26 protein-coding genes are annotated in these 18,153 nt (G+C 62.1%); 14 read left to right on the top strand and 12 right to left on the bottom strand.

What is annotated here, in order from left to right:
- Positions 1-115 precede the first annotated feature (115 nt).
- The gene (locus ATY77_RS08990) at positions 116-511 is read left to right on the top strand and encodes a DUF1236 domain-containing protein (RefSeq protein ID WP_088687032.1); all 396 of its coding nucleotides are present in this window, start codon (positions 116-118) and stop codon (positions 509-511) included.
- Between the two features lie 125 nt (positions 512-636).
- Here ATY77_RS08990 and ATY77_RS08985 read toward each other — a convergent pair whose 3' ends face one another.
- The 4 genes from ATY77_RS08985 to ATY77_RS08970 all read right to left on the bottom strand — a co-directional run bounded on the left by ATY77_RS08985 (position 637) and on the right by ATY77_RS08970 (position 3,594).
- Positions 637-1,680, bottom strand: coding sequence for a Gfo/Idh/MocA family oxidoreductase (locus ATY77_RS08985; RefSeq protein WP_088687031.1), 1,044 nt, complete (start codon positions 1,678-1,680; stop codon positions 637-639).
- Positions 1,681-1,689: 9 nt separating this feature from the next.
- Entirely contained in the window at positions 1,690-2,475 is a 786-nt protein-coding gene (locus ATY77_RS08980; RefSeq protein WP_088687030.1) for a ThuA domain-containing protein, read from the bottom strand.
- Positions 2,476-2,669: 194 nt separating this feature from the next.
- Positions 2,670-3,011, bottom strand: a complete 342-nt coding sequence (locus tag ATY77_RS08975; protein ID WP_088672874.1) for an SMR family transporter — start codon at positions 3,009-3,011, stop codon at positions 2,670-2,672.
- 19 nt (positions 3,012-3,030) lie between these two features.
- Complete coding sequence (locus ATY77_RS08970) at positions 3,031-3,594, bottom strand: TetR/AcrR family transcriptional regulator (RefSeq protein ID WP_088687029.1); 564 nt, start codon at positions 3,592-3,594, stop codon at positions 3,031-3,033.
- A 169-nt stretch (positions 3,595-3,763) separates the two neighbouring features.
- Here ATY77_RS08970 and ATY77_RS08965 point away from each other — a divergent pair, with 169 nt between their 5' ends.
- Positions 3,764-4,174, top strand: a complete 411-nt coding sequence (locus ATY77_RS08965; protein ID WP_088687107.1) for a group II truncated hemoglobin — start codon at positions 3,764-3,766, stop codon at positions 4,172-4,174.
- Complete coding sequence (locus ATY77_RS08960; protein ID WP_088687028.1) at positions 4,171-4,542, top strand: DUF423 domain-containing protein; 372 nt, start codon at positions 4,171-4,173, stop codon at positions 4,540-4,542. The genes ATY77_RS08965 and ATY77_RS08960 overlap by 4 nt, the downstream gene beginning before the upstream one ends.
- On the opposite strand, the gene ATY77_RS08955 is transcribed toward ATY77_RS08960, so the two are convergent.
- The 6 genes from ATY77_RS08955 to ATY77_RS08930 all read right to left on the bottom strand — a co-directional run bounded on the left by ATY77_RS08955 (position 4,539) and on the right by ATY77_RS08930 (position 7,821).
- Positions 4,539-4,910 carry a VOC family protein gene (locus ATY77_RS08955; RefSeq protein ID WP_088687027.1) on the bottom strand — a complete coding sequence of 124 codons (372 nt, stop codon included), beginning with the start codon at positions 4,908-4,910 and terminating at the stop codon, positions 4,539-4,541. The two genes, ATY77_RS08960 and ATY77_RS08955, sit on opposite strands and share 4 nt — an antisense overlap.
- Positions 4,907-5,221 (bottom strand): antibiotic biosynthesis monooxygenase, encoded by a 315-nt coding sequence (locus ATY77_RS08950; protein WP_088687026.1) that lies wholly within the window; start codon positions 5,219-5,221, stop codon positions 4,907-4,909. The genes ATY77_RS08955 and ATY77_RS08950 overlap by 4 nt, the downstream gene beginning before the upstream one ends.
- A gap of 9 nt (positions 5,222-5,230) precedes the next feature.
- Positions 5,231-5,503, bottom strand: a complete 273-nt coding sequence (locus ATY77_RS08945; protein ID WP_088687025.1) for a hypothetical protein — start codon at positions 5,501-5,503, stop codon at positions 5,231-5,233.
- On the bottom strand, positions 5,500-5,907 hold the full coding sequence (locus ATY77_RS08940; protein ID WP_088687024.1) for a DUF2325 domain-containing protein: 408 nt from the start codon (positions 5,905-5,907) through the stop codon (positions 5,500-5,502). The genes ATY77_RS08945 and ATY77_RS08940 overlap by 4 nt, the downstream gene beginning before the upstream one ends.
- Positions 5,908-6,016: 109 nt before the next feature.
- On the bottom strand, positions 6,017-7,339 hold the full coding sequence (locus tag ATY77_RS08935; protein ID WP_088687106.1) for a TonB C-terminal domain-containing protein: 1,323 nt from the start codon (positions 7,337-7,339) through the stop codon (positions 6,017-6,019).
- Positions 7,340-7,395: 56 nt separating this feature from the next.
- On the bottom strand, positions 7,396-7,821 hold the full coding sequence (locus tag ATY77_RS08930; RefSeq protein ID WP_088687023.1) for a hypothetical protein: 426 nt from the start codon (positions 7,819-7,821) through the stop codon (positions 7,396-7,398).
- Between the two features lie 177 nt (positions 7,822-7,998).
- On the opposite strand from ATY77_RS08930, the gene ATY77_RS08925 reads away from it, so the two are divergent.
- From ATY77_RS08925 to ATY77_RS08895, 7 genes are all read left to right on the top strand, one after another.
- A complete protein-coding gene (locus tag ATY77_RS08925; RefSeq protein WP_088673716.1) occupies positions 7,999-8,181 on the top strand; it encodes a hemin uptake protein HemP in 183 nt (60 codons plus the stop codon).
- Positions 8,182-8,201: 20 nt separating this feature from the next.
- Complete coding sequence (locus tag ATY77_RS08920; protein WP_088687022.1) at positions 8,202-9,251, top strand: ChuX/HutX family heme-like substrate-binding protein; 1,050 nt, start codon at positions 8,202-8,204, stop codon at positions 9,249-9,251.
- A gap of 11 nt (positions 9,252-9,262) precedes the next feature.
- Positions 9,263-10,192, top strand: a complete 930-nt coding sequence (locus ATY77_RS08915) for an ABC transporter substrate-binding protein (protein ID WP_088687021.1) — start codon at positions 9,263-9,265, stop codon at positions 10,190-10,192.
- A 2-nt stretch (positions 10,193-10,194) separates the two neighbouring features.
- Positions 10,195-11,304: an iron ABC transporter permease gene (locus ATY77_RS08910; protein ID WP_088687020.1), complete on the top strand. Its 1,110-nt coding sequence runs from the start codon at positions 10,195-10,197 to the stop codon at positions 11,302-11,304.
- A gap of 23 nt (positions 11,305-11,327) precedes the next feature.
- Complete coding sequence (locus tag ATY77_RS08905; RefSeq protein ID WP_088687105.1) at positions 11,328-12,122, top strand: heme ABC transporter ATP-binding protein; 795 nt, start codon at positions 11,328-11,330, stop codon at positions 12,120-12,122.
- 150 nt (positions 12,123-12,272) lie between these two features.
- Positions 12,273-12,617, top strand: coding sequence for a DUF883 family protein (locus ATY77_RS08900; protein WP_088687019.1), 345 nt, complete (start codon positions 12,273-12,275; stop codon positions 12,615-12,617).
- Positions 12,618-12,626: 9 nt separating this feature from the next.
- Positions 12,627-13,028: a hypothetical protein gene (locus ATY77_RS08895; protein WP_088687018.1), complete on the top strand. Its 402-nt coding sequence runs from the start codon at positions 12,627-12,629 to the stop codon at positions 13,026-13,028.
- 320 nt (positions 13,029-13,348) lie between these two features.
- Here ATY77_RS08895 and ATY77_RS08890 read toward each other — a convergent pair whose 3' ends face one another.
- Positions 13,349-13,906 (bottom strand): RNA polymerase sigma factor, encoded by a 558-nt coding sequence (locus tag ATY77_RS08890; protein ID WP_004677121.1) that lies wholly within the window; start codon positions 13,904-13,906, stop codon positions 13,349-13,351.
- Positions 13,907-13,916: 10 nt separating this feature from the next.
- A complete protein-coding gene (locus ATY77_RS08885; protein WP_088672860.1) occupies positions 13,917-14,123 on the bottom strand; it encodes a NepR family anti-sigma factor in 207 nt (68 codons plus the stop codon).
- Between the two features lie 51 nt (positions 14,124-14,174).
- Between ATY77_RS08885 and ATY77_RS32425 the strand changes: the two genes are divergently transcribed.
- The 4 genes from ATY77_RS32425 (at position 14,175) to ATY77_RS08870 (ending at position 18,142) form a co-directional block, all read left to right on the top strand.
- On the top strand, positions 14,175-14,357 hold the full coding sequence (locus tag ATY77_RS32425; protein ID WP_141103917.1) for a hypothetical protein: 183 nt from the start codon (positions 14,175-14,177) through the stop codon (positions 14,355-14,357).
- A gap of 32 nt (positions 14,358-14,389) precedes the next feature.
- Positions 14,390-15,184, top strand: a complete 795-nt coding sequence (locus ATY77_RS08880; RefSeq protein ID WP_088672859.1) for a response regulator — start codon at positions 14,390-14,392, stop codon at positions 15,182-15,184.
- 192 nt (positions 15,185-15,376) lie between these two features.
- Positions 15,377-16,372: an HWE histidine kinase domain-containing protein gene (locus ATY77_RS08875; protein WP_190233594.1), complete on the top strand. Its 996-nt coding sequence runs from the start codon at positions 15,377-15,379 to the stop codon at positions 16,370-16,372.
- Between the two features lie 408 nt (positions 16,373-16,780).
- Positions 16,781-18,142: an NAD(P)-dependent oxidoreductase gene (locus ATY77_RS08870; RefSeq protein WP_088687017.1), complete on the top strand. Its 1,362-nt coding sequence runs from the start codon at positions 16,781-16,783 to the stop codon at positions 18,140-18,142.
- The last annotated feature ends 11 nt before the right edge of the window (positions 18,143-18,153 follow it).

Here is an 18,153-nt window from a genome sequence, read left to right as displayed (position 1 = left end):
CGATTTGAGCTGCCTCACAGAATGTAAACCGGGCTTCCAAAGCGTGAATCTCCTGCCGGAACATCGGCCAGGCGGCGTCGTTACCCAGACGCAACCCCAGCAAAGGAGAAGCAAAATGTACAAGATTCTACTTGTCTCCGGCGCCCTTGCGCTTTCGTCTTTCGCCACCAACGCGCTTGCTGACGGCGCTGTCACCGGCGCGGCCAGCGGCGCCATCACCGGCGCGATCGTCGGTGGCCCTGTAGGTGCTGCCATTGGCGGCGTCGCCGGCGGTGTCGCCGGTGCCGTGGTCGATCCGCCGCCGCGTGAGGTCGTCACCTATGTCGAGCAGCAGCCCGCCCCGACCTCCCGCGTGGTCGTCGAACAGCCGATCGTCGTTGGCAAGCCGCTTCCGGCCGATGTCGTCGTGACGCCGGTGCCCGACAACCCGAAATATGCTTACACTGTCGTCAACGATCGCCGTGTGATCGTCGAACCCCGCACGCATCGCGTCGTGCAGGTGATCGAATAAGCAGATAATCAAAAGCTCGAGACCGCCTGCTGCGGCTCGGCTACCTCAGGCCCCGCTTCGGCGGGGCCCCTTTTCATCCGGCTGCGCCAACGGCCGGCCGTTGGCGTCATGGCTCGAACCGCTGATCAGACCTTCAGCTCGCGCCGCTCGCGCTCGGTCACCATGGCGAGGTCGAGCACCTTCTGCAGGTTGGCGGCGTGGCGGAAGTTCGGGTCGGGCTGGATGCCGCTTGCGACCGCCTCGGCGAAACGCTGGTAGTTGGTCGGCACCGGCGCCACCTCGATCTCCTTCCAGGTGGCGGTCTCGGCATCCTCGCCGAGGCAGCCGCGCAGCTCGGAGCCGGCCGGCCGGTGGATGACCTCGAGGCTGCCCTTTTCGCCGTAGATGCGCAGCTTCAACTCGTTCAGATGCCCGGTCGCCCAGCGGCTGGCATGGATGACGCCGAGCGCGCCGTTGGCGAAATCGACCGCCATGGTGAAGCTGTCATTGGCATCGAGCATATATTCGCCGATCTGGCCGCCCGGCGCCTTGTTGAAGGTCTTCAGCCGGGCAAAGACATTGTCGATGTCGGTGGCCGCGCCATAGGCGGCGAAATCGAGAATATGGATGCCGACGTCGCCGAGCACGCCGTTCGAGCCGTGGCCGGTGGAAAGCCGCCACAGCCAGGTCGATTCCGTGCGCCAGTCGCCCCAGGCGCGCGAGACGAGCCAGCTCTGGAGATAGGAGGCCTCGACATGCTTGATCGTGCCGAGCTCACCTGACAGCACCATCTCGCGGGCGCGCTGCAACGGCGCGACATTGCGATAGGTGAGGTTCACCATGTTGATGACGCCGGCCTTTTCGGCCGCCTCGGTCATTTCCAGCGCCTTCGGATAGTTTTCCGCCAGCGGCTTTTCGCAGAGTACATGTTTGCCGGCGGCGATCAGCGCCATCGTCGTCGGGTGGTGAATGCGGTCCGGCGTGATGTTGGTCGCCGCATCGAATTCGCCCCAGGCGATCGCCTCATCAAGCGAAAGAAACCGCTTTTCGATGCCGAACTTGTCGGCGAAGGCGGAAAGCCGGTCGGGATCGGTATCGACGGCGCCGACCACGGTCACGCCGTCGATTTTGCTGAAGTGGGTGAGTTGGTTTTTCGCCATCACGCCCGTGCCAAGAACGAGTAGTCGCATGGATGCTCCTCAGCGGTAACCGGCTTCGCCGGCCTGGTGCAGTCTCAGGCCGCGTTCGACGATCGGCTCCAGTGCCTTTTCTACCGGCACATTTGGAGCGTCGGTAATGGCAGTCAACGCCGCTTCAGGGTTATAGGCCCACTTCACGCCGTTGATCAGCACCTTCTGGACGGTGGCGTCGTGATAGGTCGGATAGGTCTCGTGGCCGGGGCGGAAATAGAAGATGTTGCCGGCCCCGCGCCGCCAGGTCAGGCCCGAGCGGAACACTTCGCCGCCCTGGAACCAGGAGATGAACACCGTTTCCAGCGGCTCCGGCACAGAAAACTGCTCGCCGTACATTTCCTCGTTCTCGAGCTCGAAATGCTCGCCGATGCCGGCGGCGATCGGGTGGCGCTGGTTGATCGTCCACAGCCGCTCGCGTTCGCCGGCCTCGCGCCATTTCAGCGCGCAGGGCGTGCCCATCAGCCGTTTGAAGATCTTGGAGAAATGGCCGGAATGCAGCACCAACAGGCCCATGCCCTCCCAGACGCGCCTGGCGACACGCTCGACGACGACGTCGGAGACCGCGCCATGATCCTTGTGGCCCCACCAGGTCAGCACGTCGGTTTCGGCAAGGCGGGCCTCGCTCAGACCATGCTCCGGCTCCTGCAGCGTCGCGGTCGTCGCCGAGATGGCGGGGTCGGCATTCAGGGCATTGGCGATCGTCGTGTGCATGCCCTCGGGATAGATGCCCCGGACGATCTCATTGGTGGTCTCGTGAATATTCTCTCCCCAGACGACGGTGCGTATGGCCATGATGTGCTCCTCTGGAAGCTGGAAGTATCGAGCAGGCGGGAAAAGCAGAATTCAAAGCGCTTTGGAAACGGGCGCTGGGTGCGCCCCGATCTCCTCCACGTCCAAGCAACACATAGCCCTTTGTCAGGAATTTGACAAAGGGGAAAATTTGTCGCGCGAAGCTCGAAGAAAGATTCGAGAATATTACAGTGAAATCAATGCGAAACGGATTTCGAGAACAGGTTGACGACGACCACGCCCGATATGATCAGGCCGAGGCCGATGATCGCCGGCAGGTCGAGGCGCTGCTTGAAGAAGACGAGGCCGACCGAGGAAATCAGCACGATTCCCAAAGCGCTCCAAATCGCATAGGCGATGCCGACGGGAATGCTTTTCAGCGTCAGCGACAGGCAATAGAAGGCCGCCGCATAGCAGGCGACGACAAGTGCCGTCGGCCCGATGCGGGTGAACTGCTGCGACAATTGCAGCGCGGTCGTGCCGATGACTTCGAGCACGATGGCTGCAAAGAGCAGCCCGTAAATGGCGGCCTGGCTCATGGCGGCATTCCTTTTCGAATTACTTTCCGGTCAGCTCGACAAGGCGGCTGATGAGATCCCGCCTCAGAGCATCGCTGATGTCATGGCTCTCCAACGTATCGGAGAACCACAGGCCGTCGGCCGCAAAGCGCACGATCTGCGCGTCGAGCGAGGAGTCGGTGCCGACATATTCCTCGGCCCGCGCCTGCACCCATTGTCGCCAGCGCAGGCGCAACCGGGGTTCGGCAAGAAGCGCGATCGTCACCTGCGTCCAGCTTTTGGAATCGTCGGGGCGATCCTTGAGACCGGACACCGCCCTGACATAGGCGCGGGTGAAACGGCCCTGCGGCTGCGGATCGCCGCGCATCAATTCCTCGATATCGGCGTCGAACTTGTCGAGCAGGCTCTCGAACAGCGCATCGAGCAGCGCATTCTTCGTCGGGAAATGGTGCAGCAGCCCGCCCTTGCTGACGCTGCAGGCGGCAGAGACCGCATCGAGCGTGACGGCCGCCATTCCATCGCTGGCAGCAAGGCGCGCGGCGACCTCCAGCAACTGCTGGCGCACGAGAGCCGGTTGTTTCTTGCGATGATGAGCGTTCGACATGAAAATATAAAGATACCGTCCGGACGGTTTTGTCAAGAAGAATCGACTGAACAGCTTGCGCCATAGGCATTATGGGCGAAATGCCGCGGCACTTTGATGACAGTTGCGATCGTTTTCCGCCCGGTGCATGAAGGAGCGGGCGGATGGCAATGATATCGGGGATGGTTTCGTGACGGAAAAAGTCACCACTCTATATGAAGCGATCGGCGGCGATTCGGCCGTGCGGGCGCTGACGCATCGCTTCTACGCGCTGATGGACGAACTGCCGGAGGCAAGCAACGTGCGCGCCGTTCATCCGCCGAGCCTTGAGGGCAGCGAAGAGAAATTCTACGAATATATGAGCGGCTATCTCGGCGGCCCGCCGCTCTATACCGACAAGCGCGGCCATCCGCGCCTGCGCAGCCGCCATTTCGTCGCCGAGATCGGCCCGGTCGAGCGCGACGAATGGTTGCTCTGCTTCCGCCGCGCGCTCGACGAGACGATCGCCAGCCAGGCGCTGCGCGACCTGATCTGGGCGCCGGTCGAACGCCTTGCCTATCACATGCAGAACAAGGCCCCTGACACCGAGGAACAGCCATGAGCCTGAACGCGCGTATGGAGCCGGTGCTCTATCTCTTTGCCGGCCTGTTCGGTGTATCAGGCGTGGCGCTCGCCGCCCTTGCCGCCCACGGCGGCGGGCAAGCCAACCTTGCGGCATCCGCATCCGCCATGTGCCTCGCCCACGCCCCTGCCCTCTTGGCATTGGCTCTCGGCACCGCAAGGCTCAAAACCGCCTGGCTGGCCGGTTTTCTCATGATTGTCGGAACGTTGCTCTTTGCGGGCGACCTCGTCACCCTGCGCTTCACCGGCGCCGGCCTCTTCCCCTATGCCGCACCGACCGGCGGCTGGGCGATGATGCTCGGCTGGCTGGCCGTTGCGGCAGGTGCTGTCTTCCGCGTCAGAGCTTAGTCGCGCTGCTGCGGTACGCGACCGAAGCGCAAGAGGTTACCGTGCGGATCGTGGATATAGAATTCCTCCATGTTCCACGGCCGCACTTCCATCTCGGTCAGGCGTTCGATGCCCTTTTCGCGATATTCCGCATGAAGGGCGCCGATACCGCCGCCCCGGAGATAGACGGAGGTCTTCTCGCAGAGCCCGGCATCTTCGGTGCGCCAGAAATGCAGTTCCATGTCGTCACGCCGCAGGATGAGATAATCCTCCGCCTGATAGACGACATTGGCAAAGCCGAGCTTGTCTCGATAGAAGGCAAGCGTCGCATCGATATCGAGCGACGGAAGAACCGGCAGGACCTCGATGCGATCAGGCCCCTGGTTCATATGCCATCGACCACGTTGAAGCCTTCGAAGACCGGCGGCCCCTTATACATCGCCTTGCGGTCGCCGGCATTGCGGTGCGCGGCGCGGAAATTCTCGGACTTCGTCCAGTTCAGAAAATCCTCTTCGCTCTTCCAGACCGTGTGCGAGGAATAGAGCGTATAGCCCTCCTCTTCGTTGAGCTTGCCGCGCAGCAGGCGGAATTCGACGAAACCGGGCACCTCGACCAGGCTGGAATCACGGTTGCGCCAGACGGTCTCGAAATCGCCCTCGGTCCCGGTGACGACCTTGAAGCGGTTCATTGCGATGTACATGAAATCTCCTTACGCCTTCCTCTTGGCCACCCTTGCCGCACGAGAGGGAAAGGCGAGAATATTATTGCCGTTTGCCGCCGCCGCGCCAAGCGGTCTCGTCGTCGCTTCTCCGGGCATGCGCGCCTCCCAGGTCGGGAACAGCGTCACGTTCTGATAGATCTGCTGGCGTTCGGCATGCTGCTGAAAAAGTTCGTAGAGCTCGGGCACGAGGCCGTCGCCGCTCTGGGCGGCGAGCTTGTGCAGGCCGATCATGGTGAAGCCGTCGGGGCGGTGGTCGTTCATCGGGAATTGTCTCGTTCGTTCATCGTCTGCAGCGCACGCTCCAGGCTGGACTTGCTGCCGTTGCGAAGCGGGATGAAGGCCTTGCCGAACTTCTTGCAGCCGGTCTTTACGCGCAGGCAGGCATCGTGGCTGATACAGTCGATCGGGCAGAACACGCAGTCGACCGAGGGAAGCACGGTATCGATGCGCGAAACCGCTTCGCGCAAGCCCCCGTCGTGATGAATGAGCTCGGCGCCGAAATTGCTGCAGATCTGGCGAAGATGCGCCACCTGGCAGTCACGCCCGCCGACATAGAGGAAACTCCGGCCATCGAGTTTCGATCGGCCATGGGATGCCAAGCCGGCCTCCTCGCCCGCGCTCTCGCGGACCTCCCGGTTCGACCCCTTCTTGCCCTTGCGAGCCATATACCACCCGTTCGCTCGTTGATCGTCACACGATTCCTGCGTGTGCGAACGGACCTTATTAAACTTGATTTTTACAGTAAAGTATAAAGTTGATTATTTTTATCATATTTTATCGGGCTGTGACTTGGACCGGAAAGTCGAATATGTGCGACGCCCCCCATCCATCAGGCAAAGCGGGAAGACTGCAGGAATTCAGGCTGCCTAGAACCGCGTTATCCACGTCGGCCATACCGGAGCCTCTAGTGATGCGCGATAAGGTGACATTTCCGTCGCTATTGACCATAACGCGAACTCTTAGGGATACCGCAGTATCCCGATACTGCGACTTCAGCCGGTCAATACAACGAGATAGGCGTGAAAAAACCTTACCCGTGTAATTTGCCTGAGAAGCACCGCCAGCGCCTACCCTGCCCCCGGATGTCCGCGAATTGTTATCGGAGTTGGCGTTAGCTTGACCGTCGGCAGCTCCTCTGCGAGATTCCTGCTTGGCATCGCCTTCCGAGCCCTGTGCTTTCTTCGGCGGCTGTTTTCTTTCCACCACCTTCTTTTCTACAGGCTTCTCCAGCTTCGGCTTCGGTTGCGGAGTAGCCACTTCCGTGGGCGGTTCCGGCTCGGGAGAAACGGGAGCCACCTCGACAGGCTTGATCTCTTCCGGCTCGGACTGCATCGCGGCTACTGTCGGCGGTTCAGTAGAAATCACCGGCTGCTCCGGCACCACCGTCGACATTGGCTGTGCGACGGATGTTTCGGCAGGGGTTTCCGAGACGAGAACTTCCGGTTCTACAGTCGCGATCGTCTCGGCTGACTGACGCGTAACGTCCTGTATAGGCTGAACGGTCTCGACCGGCTCTGCGTCAGCCGGCTGCACGGTTTCCGGCTGGACGACCTCCGGCTGCACCTCGGCTGTTTCGACTGGCTTAACCGTATCGGGTTCAACAGCCTCTGGGACCACTTCTTCCTGTATCGTCACCTCGGTGTCGCCGGCTGCGCTCTGATCGGCGTCGGAACTGCCGAGCATGACCACGCTGATCGCCTCGCCCGCCTCCATCAGCGTCTCATCCGAGGGCGCGGGCATCACGACAAACAGCGTGGCGGCCAGCGTCGCATGGAAAATCAGCGAGCAAACACAACTCAGCGCCACCCGCCGCCGCACCGGCGTCTGCTCGTCTTCCTGCTTCTCCACTGCCGCATCCATCGGCGGCGCTGGGGCCGGAGCCGCAGGCGCGGTTTCCGGATGGTCGGGAAAGGAAGATATCTGGGCGAAACGCGTGTAGTGGATCACCGTTTCGCCGGCCGGCTGGCGCTGCGCGTTGCGCAGTTCCGGAAGCTCGTGGCCGGGATGCATGCCGGGCGTATTGTCGTTCAGGCTGTCGCCGGCGTCCGCCTCTTCGATGAGCGCGTGTCTCGATCTGGACTTCGCTGAAATCGCCATTGTTACGCCTCGGACAGCCTGAAACATGCCCGCCGGGGTTCATCCCCGGCGTGTTCTTATCCCTCGAAGGGAACGGAAATCTGCGAGCGGGTGACGATACCCTTCATGCATTCGCCGGCGGCCGGCCCGTCGCAAACAGGCGTGTCGTTGATGAGGATGCGGGTCACGCTCTCGCATTTGACATTCGGCATGTCGAACTGGCGCACGCGCTTCTTGCCTTGCGGCAGATCGCGGAAGTCGAGAACGGTGATGCGGTCGACGGCATTCTTGTCGTTGAAGAAGGCGAGCTCGAAGGAGACCTTGTTGATGGCGGCAGGCAGCTTGTTGAGCGCCACGAAGGTCATCATGCAGCCCTTCTGCGAAGGCGCCAGCGCATTGAGCTCGACATCGAGAGAAGCGGCGGGCGCCGCCTCCTGTGCCTGGCATACGCTTGAAACCGCCATCACGATGCCGGCCGCAACGGCCGCAAACCTACCCGTCATAATCTTCTCCGCATTGTCGCGAGCCGTCGGCGGACGGCTTCATATCAGCAATCTCAAAAACTTGACTGCGTTAGTCTCCTATTGCGTCTTTAAAAAACTATGAGTATGAAAGTCAAGATAATTGTAAACGCAGCCGGAGACCTCCCGATCCCCGGTCTCATGGAATTGCCAGCCGAAATGATGGTTGAAAAACCAGATAGCTTTAAGCATGCGCCACTGCCCAGCGAGCCGGCGGCGCAACACCGGATCGTCGAAAGCGCGGATCTTTTCCGCGGCACGAACGAGATCATGATCAGACACGACGGGCTGGTTTACCGCCTGAAGATCACCCGCCAGGGCAAGCTCATTCTCAATAAATAGGGCCAATAAGTAGGTAAGACATGACTGAGCAGAAAAGACCGGCGCCAGCCGAAATCCGTGCGTTTCGCGCCGAAAACCCGAAAATGCGCGAGCGCGACATCGCCGCCCAGCTGAAGATTTCCGAGGCAGCCCTCGTCGCCGCCGAAACCGGCATCAGCGTCACCCGCATCGACGGCAGCGCGACGAAGCTTCTCGAACGGGTGGAACGCCTCGGCGAAGTGATGGCTCTGTCGCGCAACGAAAGTGCCGTGCACGAAAAGATCGGCGTCTTCGAAAACATCAAGGCCGGCATGCAGAGCGCGATCGTGCTCGGCGAGAATATCGACCTGCGCATCTTCCCGAGCCGCTGGGAGCATGGCTTCGCCGTCTCCAAGAAGGATGGCGATCAAGAGCGCCTCAGCCTGCAATATTTCGACAAGGCGGGCAACGCCGTGCACAAGGTGCATCTGCGCCCGAATTCGAATGTCGAAGCCTATCATGCGATCGTCGCCGAGCTGAAGCTCGAAGAGCAGTCGCAGGAATTCGTTGAGGCCGAGATCTCGAATGCCGCCGATGACGCCGCCGATGTCAGCCGCGACGAGCTGCGCGACAACTGGAGCAAGCTTACCGACACCCACGAGTTCTTCGGCATGCTGAAGCGCCTGAAGATCGGCCGCCAGGCCGCCATCCGCACGGTTGGCGACGACTATGCCTGGAAGCTCGACAACACAGCGACGGCGGAGATGATGCATGCTTCGGTGAAGTCGGGCCTGCCGATCATGTGCTTCGTCGCCAATAACGGCATCGTCCAGATCCATTCCGGCCCGATCTTCAACGTGCAGGCCATGGGTCCGTGGATCAACATCATGGACCCGACCTTCCACCTGCATCTTCGCCAGGATCACATCGCCGAGACCTGGGCGGTGCGCAAGCCGACCAAGGATGGCCACGTGACCTCGCTGGAGGCCTACAATGCCGAGGGCGAGATGATCATCCAGTTCTTCGGCAAGCGGCAGGAAGGTTTCGACGAGCGCGCCGAATGGCGCGAGATCATGGAAAACCTGCCGCGGGCAGCAAGCGTGGCCGCTTGAGGATCACAGCGATGACGATGCGTAACAATCTGCGAGGGATCCGCCCCTGGCAACTGGCCCTCACGGCCGCCGTCATGGCGCTGCCGCTGATCCCGAACGCGCCGGCCGGCGAGAGCTTCGCCTTCGTCCGTGCCGCCCATGCCGAGGACAGGAAGCTCGATACGTCGCGCCTGGTGTCGGTCGGCGGCGACGTCACCGAGATCGTCTATGCGCTCGGCGAGGAAGGCCGGCTGATCGCCCGCGACACGACGAGCCTCTATCCGGAAGCCGCGCTGAAATTGCCCAATGTCGGCTACATGCGCGCCCTCTCGCCGGAAGGCATCCTTGCCATGAACCCGACGGCGATCATCGCCGTCGAGGGTTCCGGTCCGCCGGAAGCGCTGACCGTGCTGAAGAACGCCAGCGTGCCCTTCGAGACCGTACCGAACACCTTTACCCGAGACGGCATCATCGCCAAGATCGACCGGGTCGGCACCCTGCTCGGCGTGCCCGACAAGGCGAAGACGCTGGAAGAAAAGGTCGCCGCCGATCTCGACGCAGCGATCGCCGATACCGGAAAGCGCCCGGAGGCCGAGCGCAAGCGCGTTCTCTTCATCCTCAGCGCCCAGAACGGCCGGATCATGGCATCGGGCACCGGCACGGCAGCCGATGGCGTCATCAAGCTTGCCGGCGCCGTCAACGCCGTCGGCGCATTCCCGGGCTACAAGCCGCTGACGGACGAGGCGATCATCGAAGCCAAGCCCGACATCATCCTGATGATGAATCGCGGCGATGGCGCCGGCACCAAGAACGAGGATCTGCTGGCCCAGCCGGCGATCGCGCTGACGCCGGCCGGCGAGAAGAAAGCGATCATCCGGATGGACGGCGTCTACCTGCTCGGTTTCGGCCCGCGCACGGCAGCCGCGGTGCGGGACCTCAACGCGGCGATCTACGGGGGCTGATCATGGCCCTGCCGCAAGCCATGACGGAACGAAGGCGACTGGTCCCGATGGAGATGCGCGAAGTCAGGCAGGCGGGCGACAGGACGCGCCTCGCCCTGCTGGCGATCGCCCTGCTCATTGCCGGCTCGGTCTTCTCGATACTGTTTTCGGTGACGACGGGCGCCTCGGATGCCTCGATCGTCGACGTCATCGCCAACATGGCCGGCTCCGAGACGGCGCTTACCGCCCGCGACCGGATCATCATCTTCGACATCCGCCTGCCCCGAACGATCCTCGGCTTCCTGATCGGCGCCTCTCTCGCCGTTTCGGGCACGGTGATGCAGGGCCTGTTCCGCAATCCGCTGGCCGATCCCGGCCTCGTCGGCGTCTCCTCCGGCGCAAGCTTCGGCGCGGTCGCCATGATCGTGCTCGGCGGCGGTCTCGCAGCCCCGCTCGAAGCGCTTCTCGGCATCTACGCACTGCCCGCGGCTGCCTTCGGCGGCGGCCTCGCCACGACGCTGCTGCTCTACAGGATCGCCACCCGCCACGGCCAGACCTCGGTGGCGACGATGCTGCTCGCCGGCATCGCGCTCGGCGCGCTTGCGCTCGCCCTCACCGGCCTGCTGATCTACATGGCCAACGACCAGCAGCTGCGCGACCTGACATTCTGGAGCATGGGCTCGCTTGCCGGTGCCACATGGACGAAGATCGCCGCCGCCGGCCCGATCGTGCTTCTGTCCTTTACCGCCCTTCCCTTGATGGCCCGCGGCCTCAATGCCATCACGCTTGGCGAAGCCGCCGCCTTTCATATGGGCGTTCCCGTCCAGCGGCTGAAGAATGTCGCGATCGTCGGCGTCGCCGCGGCGACCGGCGCATCCGTCGCCGCCAGCGGCGGCATTGGTTTCGTCGGCATCGTCGTGCCGCATATCCTGCGCATGGCGATCGGGCCGGATCATCGTTTCCTGCTGCCGGCCGCAGCCCTTCTCGGCGGCTCGCTGCTGATCTTCGCAGACGTGCTCGCCCGCACCCTGGTCGCCCCGGCCGAGCTGCCGATCGGCATCATCACCGCAACGGTCGGCGGTCCCTTCTTCCTGTGGATCCTGCTGAAGCAGCGTTCGCGCCTTGCCCTCTAAGCGACCTTATGAGTGACGTGCAGATGATCGAAGTGTCCGGCCTTTCCGTGCGCCTTTCCGGCAAATCAATCATCAGCGACGTCGCCTTCACGGCAAAGGCCGGCGAGCTGACGGCGATCGCCGGGCCGAACGGCTCTGGCAAGACGACGACGATGAAAGCGATCTCGGGCGAACTCGGCTATGACGGCTCGGTGCGCATCGGCGGCGGCGAGGTGAAAGGGCTGAAACCCTGGCAGCTTGCCGCCGTTCGCGGCGTGCTGCCGCAGGCCAGCACCATCTCCTTTCCCTTCACCGTGCGCGAGATCGTCCGCATGGGCCTGACCTCGGGCCTGAACCTCAATCCCGACAAGGCCGATCAGACGGCGGCGGCGGCACTTGCCTCCGTCGACCTGACCGGCTTCGAAGGCCGCTTCTACCAGGAACTGTCGGGCGGCGAGCAGCAGCGTGTGCAGCTTGCCCGCGTGCTCTGCCAGATCTCCGAGCCCGTCGTCGACGGCAAGCCCTGCTGGCTGCTGCTCGACGAGCCGGTCTCGAGCCTCGACATCAGCCACCAGCTGACCATCATGACGCTCGCCCGCAATTTCTGCGAACGCGGCGGCGGCGTCATCGCGGTCATGCACGACCTCAACCTGACCGCCCTCTTTGCCGACCGCATCGTGCTGATGAAATCCGGCCGGCTCGCCGCCGCCGGCAGCGTCGGCGACGTCCTGAACGACGAAACCATGCTCTCCGTGTTCGGTTGCCCGCTGCGGATCAACCAGGTGCCGGCCGACGGCACGCCCTTCGTGCTCGCCCACAGCGCCATCTCCCGGCGCTAACCGCCCTGTCTGGCGGAACTTTTCGGCGTCCGGCACGTTTTCGGCAGTGATTTGGGTCAATGCCGGGCGGTCTCATGCATGCAACCAACTGTCATGACCCCCGGTGCAGAACAGGCGGGCTTGCGCGCGCCCCAGCCAATGGAGACAGCCATGACCTATTCCATTTTCCACTCCGGCCGCAGCCGCCGCAACGGCACCTTCCACAATATCGAATCCGGCATCGAAGAGCAGATCGAAGCCCTGCGCGACGAACTTGCCGAACTGACGCGCCTCGTCGGCAAGGGATCGCGCCACCAGGGCGACAAGATCCACAGCCAGGCGAGCGCCGGCTATGACGAACTGCTGAGCCGCAGCGAGGACCTGTTGCGCGAACTGCAGCACGGCTATGAGCGCGGCGCGACTGAAATGCGCGAGACCGTGCGCAAGCATCCGCTCGCAACCATCGGCGCCGCAGCCGCTGTCGGCCTGGCCATCGCCTTCCTCGCCCGCCGCTGAGGAAGCGCGATGCTCTTTTCGATCCTCAGCCTGCTGACGGGCGCAAGCGTGCAGCGGACCATCGCACGCACGAAGCGCAACGGCATCTTCATCGCGCTTGCCGTGCTCTTCCTCCTCACCGCCTACGCGCTGGCGGTCACCGCCGGCGCCATCTGGCTCGCCGGCATTTACGGCCCGGTCGGCGCCGCCCTCTTCCTCGCCGCCTGCGCGCTGCTGCTCGCAATCATCGTGCTGGTGGTGATGTCGATCATGAACGCCCGCGAGGCCCGCCGCGCCCGCGACCGCCGCGCCGCGCTGGAATCCATGGCAACGGTAGGCCTCGGCCTCGTCCGCGCCCAGCCGCTGCTCACCGCCGGCGTGCTGGCAGCCATCGTCGCGGCCAATCTGGTGGGGTCGAAGCGGGAGGATTGAAGGGCGGTCGATCTTCTGCTCGCCTGCCACAGAGAATGAGGAGACGTGGGTTATGCCCTCCGTACCGGCGAAGATTAGGGTGGGACGCCGACCCCACCCACCTTCATTCCTGTGCCTGTCACAGGAATCCAGCCACGGCGCGTCCGCGCCGTGAGTGAACTACCATCTTAAACGGAAAGAGTCTTTTGCGCCCAAGGACTTGTGCGCGCTGGATTCCTGTGACAAGCACAGGAATGAGGGCGGGGAGAGGTCGCGACCACCCCTTAATACGATACAAAAAGCCGGCGCCGCAACAGGCGGCCGGCTCCCCTAACCCATCATCAAAACGCAAATGCCTTCGACGTCAGCGGCGCAGAGGTCGCGTCCGGGCCGAAATCGGCCTCGCCTGAAATCTGCAGCAGTTCCTGCAGGCGCTGACGCGCGCGGTTCACGCGGCTCTTGATGGTGCCGACGGCGCAGCCGCAGATTTCGGCTGCCTCTTCGTAGGAGAAGCCCGAGGCGCCGACGAGGATGATCGCTTCGCGCTGGTCGGGCGGCAACTGGTCGAGCGCCTTCTTGAAATCCTGCAGGTCGAGCGCGCCATATTGCGAGGGGTGCATCGCCATCGATTCGGTGAACAGCCCGTCGCTGTCCTGCACCTCGCGGCCGCTCTTGCGCATCTGGCTGTAAAGCTCGTTGCGCAGGATCGTGAAGAGCCAGGCCTTCATATTGGTGCCCATCTCGAAATGGTCCTGCTTGGCCCAGGCCTTCATGATGGTGTCTTGAACGAGATCGTCTGCCCGGTCATGCCGGCCGATGAGGGAGATTGCGAATGCGCGAAGGCTAGGGAGGGCCGCCAGCAATTCCCGCTTAAAGCTGGGTTGCACTTTGTCTTCCATGCGGGCGATCCTATTCGGCCATCTTGGCAGAAGCCATCATTTCGGCATGGTCGAGCTTTTCGAGAAGGTCGAGAAAACGATCGGGAATCGCCTCATCCTGCGCGGCAGCATAGAGAGACCGCAGCTTGACGCCGATCTGATTGTTCGGGTCCAGGATGTCGCTTGCCCGCAGCTCGAGCTTCCGCTGCTCCGCTGCTTCTTTATTGCGTGTAGTCATCAACTCGTCTTCTCGCCGTTATCTGTTCCAGGGGCGCAGTGTGGAATAACCATGATTTCAGCAGCCGCCAATGCCGTCGATATTGAGTGTTCTACTATCAATGTCGCGGGCATCTGCTGCTGCGTGGGTCAAAATGTTACGCCCTTTCATGTCGGCTTGGATAATGCGGCGCGACAAAAAAAGTTCCTGCCGTTCCGGAACTTTTTTATCAAGGCGGCGTTAACCGCTCATTGAAGCCAAGACCGGCCTGCATACGGGAGCCCTTTATGACACTTTCTACTCGAATTGCGCCGCACCTTCCTTATCTGCGTCGCTATTCCCGCGCCCTTACCGGCACTCAGACATCGGGCGACGCTTATGTCGCCGCCGTTCTTGAAGCCATTATCGCCGATCTTTCGATTTTCCCGGATACGGCGAATGACCGGGTTGCACTCTACAAACTGTTTACTCAACTGTTTGGTTCCACCGCGATCCAGATTCCAGAGCCGACCTCTCCCTACGCCTGGGAGCAACGTGCCACCCTCAATCTTTCCAAGGTTTCGGCGGGCGCCCGCCAGGCCTTCCTGCTCGCCGCCGTGGAGAATTTCCGCGTCGCCGAAATCGCGGAAATCCTGGAGCTCGACGAACAGGACGTCATGCGTCTGCTCGACAAGGCCTCGCAGGAAATCTCCCGCCAAGTTGCGACCGATATCATGATCATCGAGGACGAGCCGCTGATCGCCATGGATATCGAGCAGATGGTCGAAAGCCTCGGTCACCGCGTCACCGGCATTGCCCGCACCCATGCCGAGGCCGTGGCGCTCTACAACAAGACCAAGCCGAGCATGGTGCTGGCCGACATCCAGCTTGCCGACGGCAGTTCCGGTATCGACGCGGTCAACGACATCCTCAAGACGGCGAGCGTGCCGGTCATTTTCATCACCGCTTTCCCGGAAAGGCTGCTGACCGGCGAGCGCCCGGAACCGACTTTCCTCGTCACCAAGCCCTTCAATCCCGACATGGTCAAAGCCCTGATCAGTCAGGCTCTTTTCTTCAATGAATCGACCAGAGTAGCCGCCTGAGGCGCAATTTTCCGGCCCTCGGAACCAAATCGTCAAAGCAAGCGTTCCGGTGCTGCCGGGACGCCCCGGCGGCTTTAACGGTTTTTGCAGCGCTTTGTTCTAGAGTTGGCAGGCGATTTCTGGAAGTGCGCTCTCTCTAGCGGCGTTCGAGATGTCACAAGGAAAGGCGGCCGAGTGAATACGACTGAACCGTTGTCCGGCATGCCTCTCGCATTCGAAGGCAAGGCCGCAATGATGGAACGCGCGCTCGGCAGCGCCGGGATTTCCGTCCTCTGCCAGGACGCCCGGCTTTCGATCTTCTACGCCGAAAATCTGCCGCCGTATTTCGCCGCGCTCTTTGCGCCCGGCGGCAGCGACGCCGCGCTTTTCGGCGATGCCCATGGGCAATATCTGACGGCGCTGAAACACAAGGTGCTGGAAACCGGCATTCCCAACAATGCCGAGGTCGAGATCGACGTCGACGGCGAAATGCGCACCTACGAGCTGAAGATCCAGCGCACCGGCGAACGCGGCACTTATGGGCTTCTGTCGGTCATGGCCGAAGTCACCGAGAGCCGGCATCGCGAAAAAGTGCTGAAATCGCTGCTGCGCGAACTCTCGCACCGCTCGAAGAACCTTCTCGCCATCATTCAGGGCATTGCCACGCAGACGGCGCGCAACACACTCTCCCTCGACAGCTTCCTCGGCAAATTCCGCGGACGGCTGCAGTCGCTTTCCAACTCGCAGGATCTGATCACCGATTCGAGCTGGCGCGGCGCTTTCCTTTTCGAACTCGCCGAAAAGCAGTTCGCTCCCTATTGGCCGGAAACGGCCGGCTCCATGCCGATCTACGGCATCAACGCCCATCTGACGCCGAATGCCGCGGTGCATCTCGGCCTTGCTCTCCATGAACTGATCGTCAATTCCGCTTCCTATGGCGCCATATCGGGCGGCGCCGCCTCCATCACACTCAACTGCCGCGAAGCGATGATCGGCGAAAGAAGGGCGATCGAGATCGCCTGGGCTGAGGTGCTGCAGGATCAGCTGGAAGTTCATGAATTCAGCGACAACAGCTTCGGCCGCACCGTGCTCGAGCGGGTCGTGCCCTCCTCGGTCAACGGCAAGGCGGAGCTGAACCTCGTGCCGGGCCGCATCGAATATCGCCTGACCATTCCCGAAACCGAATTTGAAATCCTCAAGCGGGTGTGAAGCCCAAACAGAAGGCCGGGAACGGAAAAACAGCCGGTGCGAGGGCGGCGCACCGGCTGTCTTCACTCACCGGGAGGGGACCGTGAGTACGTCCGGATAGTGGGTTGGGGGCGCGCATGTTGGGTCGATGCGATCACCATCCGGATATCGCAATAACGAGGAAGCTCAGGATTGGTTCCCGGGCATTCGAAAAAAATCGACTTTTTTTAAATCTTTTTTCTGAGGCTCTGTCCTTCCCGCGTTCCAGCGTGAATCTCGGATTCGAAGAAGGCAAATTCCACCCTTTAAAAACAAAGACTTGCCGGATGGAAATCAACGGCGAATCCTCAAAATTTTACCGTTTGATAAATTTTTAAACCTGAGTTACGCTTTCCCCACAGGCCGTTTACCAATAATGAGGGAACTTCAATGGAACGACTGGAAACTGGGATTCATGCCGGCCGGCTTACCCCCGCCGAGTATGAAGCTAATTTTTCCGATCTGCATCCGCGCCTCGACAATCATGAGGCGCTGGTCGCCGCCGATCGCTGTTATTTCTGCTATGACGCGCCGTGCATGACGGCCTGTCCCACCTCGATCGACATCCCGCTCTTCATTCGCCAGATTTCGACCGGCAATCCGCTCGGTTCGGCAAAGACGATCTTCGATCAGAACATTCTCGGCGGCATGTGCGCCCGCGTCTGTCCCACCGAAGAGCTCTGCGAACAGGCCTGCGTGCGCAACACCGCCGAAGAACGGCCTGTCGAGATCGGCCGCCTGCAGCGTTACGCCACCGACACCGCCATGCAGGCCGGCAAGCAGTTCTATGTCAGGGCCGAAGCATCAGGAAAGAGGATCGCCGTCGTCGGCGCCGGCCCGGCTGGTCTTGCCGCAGCCCATCGCCTGGCGGTGAAAGGCCATTCCGTGACGATTTACGACGCCAGGGAAAAATCCGGCGGCCTCAACGAATACGGCATCGCCACCTATAAGACGGTCGACGACTTCGCCCAGCAGGAAGTCGATTACATCATGTCCATCGGCGGCATCGATGTGCGCCACGGCGCCCTTCTCGGCCGCGACTTTTCGCTTGCCGATCTGCAGGCGCAATATGACGCCGTCTTCCTCGGCATCGGCCTTGCCGGCGTCAACGCCCTGCGCATCGAGGGCGAGAATCTTGCCGGCGTCGACGATGCCGTCGATTTCATCGCCGCACTCCGCCAGGCTGAAAACAAGAGCGATATCGCCATCGGCCGCCGCGTCGTCGTTCTCGGCGGCGGCATGACGGCGATCGACGCCGCCGTGCAGGCAAAGCTCCTCGGCGCCGAGGAGGTGACGATCTGCTACCGCCGCGGCAAGGAGCACATGAACGCTTCGGAATATGAGCAGGATCTGGCAAGCTCCAAGGGTGTCATCATCCGTCACTGGCTGGCGCCGAAGTCAATCCTGTCGCAGGACGGCAAGGTCGCCGCCATCGAAGTGGAATATACCAAAATCCTGGACGGCCGCCTCGTCGGCACAGGCGAAACTGGCGTGATCGCCGCCGACCAGATCTTCAAGGCGATCGGCCAGACCTTTGAAGCCTCAGGGCTCGGCTCCCTGCGCATGGAATCCGGCCGAATCGCGGTCGATGTCGAAGGCCGCACCTCGCTCGACGGCATCTGGGCCGGCGGCGACTGCGTCTTCGGCGGCGAGGATCTCACGGTTTCCGCCGTTGCCCATGGCCGCGACGCGGCCGAATCCATCCATCGCACCCTTTCCGCCGCAGCCGCTCCGGCTGTCGCGGTTGCTTGAGGGGAGAGAGA

The sequence above is a fragment of the Rhizobium sp. R634 genome (assembly GCF_002211305.1).
Taxonomy (GTDB): domain Bacteria; phylum Pseudomonadota; class Alphaproteobacteria; order Rhizobiales; family Rhizobiaceae; genus Rhizobium.
This window is presented reverse-complemented; position numbering and strand designations above follow the sequence as displayed.

What these genes read in the sequence shown, in the direction of transcription:
- ATY77_RS08970 (WP_088687029.1), bottom strand. Translation starts at nt 3,594, where the DNA reads ATGTCGAACGCTCATCATCGCAAGAAACAACCGGCTCTCGTGCGCCAG.
- ATY77_RS08890 (WP_004677121.1), bottom strand. Translation starts at nt 13,906, where the DNA reads ATGGAAGACAAAGTGCAACCCAGCTTTAAGCGGGAATTGCTGGCGGCC.
- ATY77_RS08940 (WP_088687024.1), bottom strand. Translation starts at nt 5,907, where the DNA reads ATGGCTCGCAAGGGCAAGAAGGGGTCGAACCGGGAGGTCCGCGAGAGC.
- ATY77_RS08900 (WP_088687019.1), top strand. Translation starts at nt 12,273, where the DNA reads ATGACCTATTCCATTTTCCACTCCGGCCGCAGCCGCCGCAACGGCACC.
- ATY77_RS32425 (WP_141103917.1), top strand. Translation starts at nt 14,175, where the DNA reads ATGATTTCAGCAGCCGCCAATGCCGTCGATATTGAGTGTTCTACTATC.
- ATY77_RS08950 (WP_088687026.1), bottom strand. Translation starts at nt 5,221, where the DNA reads ATGTACATCGCAATGAACCGCTTCAAGGTCGTCACCGGGACCGAGGGC.
- ATY77_RS08945 (WP_088687025.1), bottom strand. Translation starts at nt 5,503, where the DNA reads ATGAACGACCACCGCCCCGACGGCTTCACCATGATCGGCCTGCACAAG.
- ATY77_RS08910 (WP_088687020.1), top strand. Translation starts at nt 10,195, where the DNA reads ATGGCCCTGCCGCAAGCCATGACGGAACGAAGGCGACTGGTCCCGATG.
- ATY77_RS08930 (WP_088687023.1), bottom strand. Translation starts at nt 7,821, where the DNA reads ATGACGGGTAGGTTTGCGGCCGTTGCGGCCGGCATCGTGATGGCGGTT.
- ATY77_RS08955 (WP_088687027.1), bottom strand. Translation starts at nt 4,910, where the DNA reads ATGAACCAGGGGCCTGATCGCATCGAGGTCCTGCCGGTTCTTCCGTCG.
- ATY77_RS08990 (WP_088687032.1), top strand. Translation starts at nt 116, where the DNA reads ATGTACAAGATTCTACTTGTCTCCGGCGCCCTTGCGCTTTCGTCTTTC.
- ATY77_RS08985 (WP_088687031.1), bottom strand. Translation starts at nt 1,680, where the DNA reads ATGCGACTACTCGTTCTTGGCACGGGCGTGATGGCGAAAAACCAACTC.
- ATY77_RS08960 (WP_088687028.1), top strand. Translation starts at nt 4,171, where the DNA reads ATGAGCCTGAACGCGCGTATGGAGCCGGTGCTCTATCTCTTTGCCGGC.
- ATY77_RS08880 (WP_088672859.1), top strand. Translation starts at nt 14,390, where the DNA reads ATGACACTTTCTACTCGAATTGCGCCGCACCTTCCTTATCTGCGTCGC.
- ATY77_RS08895 (WP_088687018.1), top strand. Translation starts at nt 12,627, where the DNA reads ATGCTCTTTTCGATCCTCAGCCTGCTGACGGGCGCAAGCGTGCAGCGG.
- ATY77_RS08920 (WP_088687022.1), top strand. Translation starts at nt 8,202, where the DNA reads ATGACTGAGCAGAAAAGACCGGCGCCAGCCGAAATCCGTGCGTTTCGC.
- ATY77_RS08915 (WP_088687021.1), top strand. Translation starts at nt 9,263, where the DNA reads ATGACGATGCGTAACAATCTGCGAGGGATCCGCCCCTGGCAACTGGCC.
- ATY77_RS08975 (WP_088672874.1), bottom strand. Translation starts at nt 3,011, where the DNA reads ATGAGCCAGGCCGCCATTTACGGGCTGCTCTTTGCAGCCATCGTGCTC.
- ATY77_RS08870 (WP_088687017.1), top strand. Translation starts at nt 16,781, where the DNA reads ATGGAACGACTGGAAACTGGGATTCATGCCGGCCGGCTTACCCCCGCC.
- ATY77_RS08905 (WP_088687105.1), top strand. Translation starts at nt 11,328, where the DNA reads ATGATCGAAGTGTCCGGCCTTTCCGTGCGCCTTTCCGGCAAATCAATC.
- ATY77_RS08935 (WP_088687106.1), bottom strand. Translation starts at nt 7,339, where the DNA reads ATGGCGATTTCAGCGAAGTCCAGATCGAGACACGCGCTCATCGAAGAG.
- ATY77_RS08885 (WP_088672860.1), bottom strand. Translation starts at nt 14,123, where the DNA reads ATGACTACACGCAATAAAGAAGCAGCGGAGCAGCGGAAGCTCGAGCTG.
- ATY77_RS08925 (WP_088673716.1), top strand. Translation starts at nt 7,999, where the DNA reads ATGATGGTTGAAAAACCAGATAGCTTTAAGCATGCGCCACTGCCCAGC.
- ATY77_RS08980 (WP_088687030.1), bottom strand. Translation starts at nt 2,475, where the DNA reads ATGGCCATACGCACCGTCGTCTGGGGAGAGAATATTCACGAGACCACC.